The following is an 8,031-nucleotide window of genomic DNA, read 5'->3' as shown; positions in this document are numbered from 1 at the left end:
AATGAATTTGCGTTTTAGAATATTCCTTTAAGCTGATCTTGTGTAAACAAGTGAAATAAAGGTAGCAGGTAAGGAAAGATCTTTTGCCTTTGGCAAAAATCATTCTTTATCGAACATCGACATTTTCTTTTATCAAAGAAAAGTCTAGGTTAAGCTACAAAGAGCACACGGAGGATGCCTAGGCGCCAGGAGCCGACGAAGGACGTGGCGAACAACGATAAAGCCTCGGGGAGCTGTAAGCAAGCTTTGATCCGGGGATGTCCGAATGGGGAAACCCGGCTGTCTTCATCGACAGTCACTTTCTGCTGAATACATAGGCAGAATAGAGGCAGACCAGGGGAACTGAAACATCTAAGTACCCTGAGGAAGAGAAAACAATAGTGATTCCGTCAGTAGCGGCGAGCGAACGCGGATTAGCCCAAACCAAGGAGCTTGCTCCTTGGGGTTGTGGGACGTCTCACATGGAGTTACAAAGGAACCGGTTAGATGAAGAGGTCTGGAAAGGCCCGCCAGAGAAGGTAAAAGCCCTGTAGTTCAAAACTTGTTCTCTCCGAGACGGATCCCGAGTAGTGCGGGGCACGTGAAACCCCGTATGAATCCGGCAGGACCATCTGCCAAGGCTAAATACTCCCTGGCGACCGATAGTGAAGCAGTACCGTGAGGGAAAGGTGAAAAGCACCCCGGAAGGGGAGTGAAATAGATCCTGAAACCGTGTGCTTACAAGAAGTCAGAGCCCGATCTATGGGTGATGGCGTGCCTTTTGTAGAATGAACCGGCGAGTTACGTTCCCGTGCAAGGTTAAGGTGAAGAGCTGAAGCCGCAGCGAAAGCGAGTCTGAATAGGGCGATCTTTAGTACGTGGACGTAGACCCGAAACCGGGTGATCTACCCCTGTCCAGGGTGAAGGTGCGGTAACACGCACTGGAGGCCCGAACCCACGCATGTTGAAAAATGCGGGGATGAGGTGGGGGTAGCGGAGAAATTCCAATCGAACCCGGAGATAGCTGGTTCTCCCCGAAATAGCTTTAGGGCTAGCCTCGGAAAGAAGAATCGTGGAGGTAGAGCACTGATTGGGTGCGGGGCCCGCAAGGGTTACCAAGCTCAGTCAAACTCCGAATGCCATAGATTTAGTTCCGGGAGTCAGACAGTGAGTGCTAAGATCCATTGTCGAAAGGGAAACAGCCCAGACCATCAGCTAAGGTCCCCAAGTGTGTGTTAAGTGGGAAAGGATGTGGAGTTGCACAGACAACCAGGATGTTGGCTTAGAAGCAGCCACCATTGAAAGAGTGCGTAATAGCTCACTGGTCGAGTGACTCTGCGCCGAAAATGTAACGGGGCTAAACACACCACCGAAGCTATGGCTTGATGCTTGCATCAGGGGTAGGGGAGCGTTGAATGCGGGTTGAAGGTGTACCGTAAGGAGCGCTGGACTGCATTCAAGTGAGAATGCCGGTATGAGTAACGAAAAGATCTGTGAGAATCAGATCCGCCGAAAGCCTAAGGGTTCCTGAGGAAGGTTCGTCCGCTCAGGGTAAGTCGGGACCTAAGGCGAGGCCGATAGGCGTAGTCGAAGGACAACAGGTCGAAATTCCTGTACCACCGTAATCCGTTATGAGCGATGGGGTGACGCAGTAGGGTAGTGACGCGGACGGATGGATGTCCGTCTAAGCAGTGAGGCTGGTGTGTAGGCAAATCCGCACATCGTTAAGGCTGGGCTGTGATGGGGAGCGAAAATTGTAGTAGCGAAGGTCATGATCTCAGACTGCCAAGAAAAGCCTCTAGCCAGGAGAAGGTGCCCGTACCGCAAACCGACACAGGTAGGCGAGAAGAGAATTCTAAGGCGCGCGGAAGAACTCTCGTTAAGGAACTCGGCAAAATGACCCCGTAACTTCGGGAGAAGGGGTGCCTCGGTAGGGTGAATAGCCCGAGGGGGCCGCAGTGAAAAGGCCCAAGCGACTGTTTAGCAAAAACACAGGTCTGTGCGAAGCCGCAAGGCGAAGTATACGGGCTGACGCCTGCCCGGTGCTGGAAGGTTAAGGGGAGTGGTAAGCTCGCAAGAGCGAAGCTATGAACCGAAGCCCCAGTAAACGGCGGCCGTAACTATAACGGTCCTAAGGTAGCGAAATTCCTTGTCAGGTAAATTCTGACCCGCACGAATGGCGTAACGACTTGGGCGCTGTCTCAACGAGAGATCCGGTGAAATTTTAATACCTGTGAAGATGCAGGTTACCCGCGACAAGACGGAAAGACCCCATGGAGCTTTACTGCAGCTTGATATTGAATTTGGGTACGATCTGTACAGGATAGGTGGGAGCCGTCGAACTTTGAGCGCCAGCTTGAAGGGAGGCATCCTTGGGATACCACCCTGATCGTATCTAGGTTCTAACTTGGTACCGTGAACCGGTGCGAGGACAGTGTCAGGTGGGCAGTTTGACTGGGGCGGTCGCCTCCTAAAGAGTAACGGAGGCGCCCCAAGGTTCCCTCAGAATGGTTGGAAATCATTCGAAGAGTGCAAAGGCAGAAGGGAGCTTGACTGCGAGACCTACAAGTCGAGCAGGGACGAAAGTCGGGCTTAGTGATCCGGTGGTACCGCATGGAAGGGCCATCGCTCAACGGATAAAAGCTACCCTGGGGATAACAGGCTTATCTCCCCCAAGAGTCCACATCGACGGGGAGGTTTGGCACCTCGATGTCGGCTCATCGCATCCTGGGGCTGAAGTAGGTCCCAAGGGTTGGGCTGTTCGCCCATTAAAGCGGTACGCGAGCTGGGTTCAGAACGTCGTGAGACAGTTCGGTCCCTATCTGTCGTGGGCGTAGGAAATTTGAGAGGAGCTGTCCTTAGTACGAGAGGACCGGGATGGACGTACCGCTGGTGTACCAGTTGTTCCGCCAGGAGCACCGCTGGGTAGCTATGTACGGAAGGGATAAGCGCTGAAAGCATCTAAGCGTGAAGCCCCCCTCAAGATGAGATTTCCCAGTATGTAAGACCCCTTGAAGACGACGAGGTAGATAGGTTGGGGGTGGAAGTGCAGTAATGCATGGAGCTGACCAATACTAATCGGTCGAGGGCTTATCCTAAGATAAAACGCAAAAGAGTTTCGGATCCAGTTTTCAGGGTGTAACCTTGAACGTATGTACAAGTGACATACAACAAGCGCATGGCTATTCATTCACACGATAAGTGGTGAAGCGAATAACCGTACGGAAGAATTTGCACAGCAAATTCATGTTTGGTGGCGATAGCGGAGGGGTTCCACACGTACCCATCCCGAACACGACCGTTAAGCCCTCCAGCGCCGATGGTACTTGGACCGCAGGGTCCTGGGAGAGTAGGACGTCGCCAAGCAGAGCTTTATGCTTAATATTCCCTGATAGCTCAGTTGGTAGAGCACTCGACTGTTAATCGAGTTGTCACAGGTTCGAGTCCTGTTCGGGGAGCCATTTGCTCTCATAGCTCAGCAGGTAGAGTGCATCCATGGTAAGGATGAGGTCACCGGTTCGAACCCGGTTGAGAGCTTGTTATAGGATGGCCCGTTGGTCAAGGGGTTAAGACACCTCCCTTTCACGGAGGTAACAGGGGTTCGAATCCCCTACGGGTCATAGGGTAGTATGGAGGCTTAGCTCAGCTGGGAGAGCATCTGCCTTACAAGCAGAGGGTCGGGGGTTCGATCCCCTCAGCCTCCACCATTTTTCATCCTCTTACCTGGATGAATTCTTGGGGAATTGTGAATCATATGCATATTGGGGATTAGCCAAGCGGTAAGGCAACGGACTTTGACTCCGTCATGCATAGGTTCAAATCCTATATCCCCAGCCATTAAGAGCCATTAGCTCAGTTGGTAGAGCACCTGACTTTTAATCAGGGTGTCGAAGGTTCGAGTCCTTCATGGCTCACCATTGTATTACATGCGCGTGTGGCGGAATTGGCAGACGCACTAGACTTAGGATCTAGCGTCTTTGACGTGGGGGTTCAAGTCCCTCCACGCGCATATTGTTTTTGCGGACGTGGCTCAGCGGTAGAGCATCGCCTTGCCAAGGCGAGGGTCGCGGGTTCGATTCCCGTCGTCCGCTCCATATTTGCGCCCTTAGCTCAGCTGGATAGAGCGTTTGACTACGAATCAAAAGGCCGGGAGTTCGAATCTCTCAGGGCGCGCCATATTTAAAAAAGTATAATATCGGGATGTAGCTCAGCTTGGTAGAGCACCTGGTTTGGGACCAGGGGGTCGCATGTTCAAATCGTGTCATCCCGATACTAATTTGCGGGTGTAGTTCAATGGTAGAACTTCAGCCTTCCAAGCTGATAGCGTGGGTTCGATTCCCATCACCCGCTTACCGATTACCTAGAAGCCGAAAGGCTTCTTTTTATTTTGTCCACATTACATTTACTTCTATGTATATAGGCCAATGCAAATATGTCTCCTGTCATGCACAGTTGGGGATGACTTGTGTATATTGTACATAGGCTCTTGTTACTTTTGACACCTAGATCTCGAATTTCCTCCTCTAACGTACCCCTTTCTCCTGCAGTAAGGCTAATTTCGTGATCAAATCCTTTAAATATAGGAATCCTATAGCTATTATGGTGCGAATTTATGGTGATAACTCAACAGTTGCTCTTGGGTTGTGCACATTTCCCTTTATTTATGTGGGTAAAAATCGGAGTGTTAATGAGGAAATACCTTAGAAACACTGAGAAAATGGCTAATTTGTGTATATCTTTGTGGATAGAAGGCTAATGGAGTTGACTTTGTCAACAAATAATAAACATATACACACTACGTTGCATGAATTTGTACCTTTAAAAACACACTCTTTATAAGAGACTGTGCATAATGTTTCACGTATCACTAGTGTATACATTAATTTCTATTTATTAACTTCATATTTATTCATAAGAATCCAATATTTTCTCGAAAGAAGTAATTCAAAAAGATGATTTTTTACTGTAAATTTTGCAGCTTTTCATGCGGTTTTATTGTATGATGTTAAGAAAGTGTCAAATTTCGTGTGTATACGTACCTTTTCTACAACTGTATATGGTGTGGAACAGATCAGATGGGGGGAAAAGCATGACTGAGCTTACGTTAACCGCTAACAAAAACCAATCCAACAATCTGCTGCGGCGGGACGTTCGTTTTCTAGGGAATATTCTTGGTGAGGTATTGGTTCATCAGGGTGGCAACGAACTTTTGGATATCGTGGAGAAAATACGTGAGACAAGTAAATCGTTACGTGCCGGGTATCAGCCGGAGTTGTATGAGAATTTCAAACAAATGGTCAGCGGACTGGATACGGATATTCGTCACCAGGTTATTCGCGCGTTTGCGATTTATTTTCAGTTGGTGAATATCGCTGAGCAAAACCATCGTATTCGTCGTAAGCGGGATTATGAGCATTCGGCTGGTGAAGATGTTCAACCTGGTTCCATTGAAAGTTCCGTTCAGGAGCTTAAACAAGGGGGCTTCTCCGCTGAGGACGTTAGTAACTTGCTGAATGAGCTCTCTTTGGAGCTGGTCATGACCGCACATCCTACAGAAGCGACACGACGAGTAATACTTGATATCCATAAGCGCATTTCCGAGGACGTCATGCTGCTGGATAATCCGATGCTTACCTTGCGTGAGCGGGAACAGGTACGGGAGAATCTGCTAAACGAAGTAATTACGCTGTGGCAGACAGATGAGCTGCGTGATCGCAAGCCAACTGTATTAGATGAAGTAAGAAATGGAATGTATTATTTTCACGAGACCTTGTTTCATGTACTGCCAGATGTATATCAAGAATTGGAACGATGTTTAGACAAATATTATCCCGAACAAAAATGGCACATACCCACTTATCTGAGATTTGGTTCCTGGATCGGTGGAGACCGGGACGGCAATCCGTCTGTGACATCTCATGTGACTTGGGAAACGTTACGTATGCAGCGCAAGTTGGCTTTGAGAGAATATCAGCACACGTTAAAGGAACTCATGGGTTACTTGAGTTTCAGCACCAGCATTGTGCGAGTTTCCGATGCTCTGCTGGCTTCTATTGAAGAAGACCGTACTCACATTACACTTAAAAAGATGGAAGTATGGCATAACGAAAAAGAGCCTTACCGCATTAAACTGGCATATATGATTGCTAAAGTGAACAACATCCTGGATGAAAGCAAACAGGGTACCAATGAGCGTTACAATTCTGCGGAAGAGCTCATTGCAGACCTAAATGTTATTGACCACAGTCTGCGTCATCATTTTGCCGATTATGTGGCAAACACGTATATTCAAAAGATGATTCGCCAGGTAGAGTTGTTTGGATTCCATACAGCTACGCTGGATGTCCGTCAGCATAGTCAGGAACATGAAAATGCGATGACTGAAATTCTTTCTAAAATGAATATTGTGTCGGATTACAGTAAGCTGTCAGAAGAAGAAAAAATTAATCTGCTGGAAAAGCTGCTGAATGAACCTCGTCCGATTACTTCACCTTATTTAAAATATAGCGATAGCACACAGGAATGTCTTGATGTATATCGTACGATTTATTTGGCTCAGGAGGAATTCGGCAAGCAGTCCATTACAAGCTACTTGATCAGTATGACTCAGGGAGCTAGTGACTTACTGGAGGTTATGGTCTTATCCAAAGAGGTAGGCCTGTTCCGCATCGAGAAGGATGGCACTGTTATCTGTACGCTGCAATCTGTCCCTTTGTTCGAAACGATAGATGATCTGCACGCTGCACCTGATATTATGAGAAGATTGATGAACTTGCCTGTATATCGACAATCTGTGGCTGCGATGGACCAGCTTCAGGAGATTATGCTGGGATACTCGGACAGCAATAAAGATGGCGGTGTGGTTACAGCGAACTGGGAACTTCGGGTCGCTATGAACAGCATTACGGAAGTAGTTAATGAGTTTGGCGTAAAAGTGAAGTTTTTCCACGGTCGTGGAGGTGCGCTGGGTCGTGGAGGAATGCCACTTAATCGCAGTATTTTGGCTCAACCTCCTCATACGATTGGAGGCGGAATCAAGATTACTGAGCAAGGTGAAGTACTATCATCCCGATACTCGCTCAGAGGTATCGCGTACCGGAGCTTGGAGCAGGCAACATCGGCGCTGATTACGGCTGTAGCATATCATCGTTCCGGGAAGAAGGAAGTGTTTGAGGAGAGCTGGGAGGAGATTATCGCCCGCATTTCCCAAGTATCACTGGATAAGTATCAGGATTTGATTTTCCGAGATCCAGATTTCTTCAACTTCTTCAAAGAATCTACACCGTTGCCTGAGGTGGGCGAGCTCAACATTGGATCTCGTCCATCCAAGCGTAAGAACAGCGAACGTTTTGAGGACTTGCGCGCCATTCCATGGGTTTTTGCATGGACACAAAGCCGTTACTTGTTACCTGCATGGTATGCGGCTGGAACAGGTTTGCAAAGCTTCTATCAAAACAATGAGGATAACCTTAAAGTGCTGCAAACGATGTTTAGGGACTCTGCTTTCTTCCGGTCACTTATTGATACACTGCAAATGGCAATCGCTAAAGCGGATTTACTGATTGCAGAAGAGTACGCTGGGATGTCGGATAATGAAGAGGCCCGGCAGCGTATTTTCGGGCAGATTTCAGCGGAGTTTAAGCTGACATCTGAGTTGATTTTGAAAATAACCGGACAATCCGAGATTTTGGACGACGTGCCGGTTATTCAGGAATCTATCCGCTTGCGTAATCCTTATGTCGATCCGTTAAGTTACTTGCAGGTTCAATTGCTAAGTGAGCTACGTGAGCTGCGGGATCAGAACGGTGATGATACGGAGATGCTACGTGAGGTATTGTTGACGATTAACGGAATTGCCGCAGGCTTGAGAAATACGGGCTGATATAGTACGGTTGTACGAATACAGGCAATCGGGTACTCATGGGGTGCCCGATTGTGCTGTTTGTATATTGATGGCAGGCGTGCTTGCAGTTATTAACAATACTACAGTTGATTTCCGGATAAAATTAAACTACGATGAATAATCATAAACATATAATAAGTAACCCATCA

1 protein-coding gene, 11 tRNA genes and 2 rRNA genes are annotated in these 8,031 nt (G+C 47.9%); all 14 read left to right on the top strand.

The genetic code is table 11. From position 1 onward, the window contains the following. Nucleotides 1-147 precede the first annotated feature (147 nt). Nucleotides 148-3,077: ribosomal RNA gene (locus MKY98_RS22750) — 23S ribosomal RNA — on the top strand. A gap of 151 nt (nucleotides 3,078-3,228) precedes the next feature. Then, nucleotides 3,229-3,345: ribosomal RNA gene (gene rrf / locus MKY98_RS22745) — 5S ribosomal RNA — on the top strand. Between the two features lie 19 nt (nucleotides 3,346-3,364). After that, nucleotides 3,365-3,440, top strand: a tRNA-Asn gene (locus tag MKY98_RS22740). A gap of 3 nt (nucleotides 3,441-3,443) precedes the next feature. Continuing rightward, a tRNA-Thr gene (locus MKY98_RS22735) sits at nucleotides 3,444-3,516 on the top strand. Between the two features lie 11 nt (nucleotides 3,517-3,527). Continuing rightward, nucleotides 3,528-3,599: transfer RNA gene (locus MKY98_RS22730), tRNA-Glu, on the top strand. A gap of 11 nt (nucleotides 3,600-3,610) precedes the next feature. Then, a tRNA-Val gene (locus MKY98_RS22725) sits at nucleotides 3,611-3,686 on the top strand. Nucleotides 3,687-3,741: 55 nt separating this feature from the next. After that, nucleotides 3,742-3,816: transfer RNA gene (locus MKY98_RS22720), tRNA-Gln, on the top strand. Nucleotides 3,817-3,820: 4 nt separating this feature from the next. Then, nucleotides 3,821-3,896 (top strand) — tRNA-Lys (locus MKY98_RS22715). An 11-nt stretch (nucleotides 3,897-3,907) separates the two neighbouring features. Continuing rightward, nucleotides 3,908-3,988: transfer RNA gene (locus MKY98_RS22710), tRNA-Leu, on the top strand. Nucleotides 3,989-3,998: 10 nt separating this feature from the next. Then, a tRNA-Gly gene (locus tag MKY98_RS22705) sits at nucleotides 3,999-4,073 on the top strand. A gap of 5 nt (nucleotides 4,074-4,078) precedes the next feature. Further along, a tRNA-Arg gene (locus MKY98_RS22700) sits at nucleotides 4,079-4,155 on the top strand. Nucleotides 4,156-4,175: 20 nt separating this feature from the next. After that, nucleotides 4,176-4,249, top strand: a tRNA-Pro gene (locus MKY98_RS22695). A gap of 9 nt (nucleotides 4,250-4,258) precedes the next feature. Next, nucleotides 4,259-4,329, top strand: a tRNA-Gly gene (locus tag MKY98_RS22690). Between the two features lie 739 nt (nucleotides 4,330-5,068). Then, entirely contained in the window at nucleotides 5,069-7,861 is a 2,793-nt protein-coding gene (gene ppc, locus MKY98_RS22685; RefSeq protein WP_029516811.1) for a phosphoenolpyruvate carboxylase, read from the top strand. Nucleotides 7,862-8,031: the final 170 nt, after the last annotated feature.

The sequence above is a fragment of the Paenibacillus sp. FSL M8-0228 genome (assembly GCF_038007385.1).
In the GTDB taxonomy this organism is placed as follows: Bacteria; Bacillota; Bacilli; order Paenibacillales; family Paenibacillaceae; genus Paenibacillus; species Paenibacillus polymyxa_D.
The sequence above is the reverse complement of the archived record's forward strand: the minus strand, read 5'-3'. Positions and strand labels throughout refer to the sequence as shown.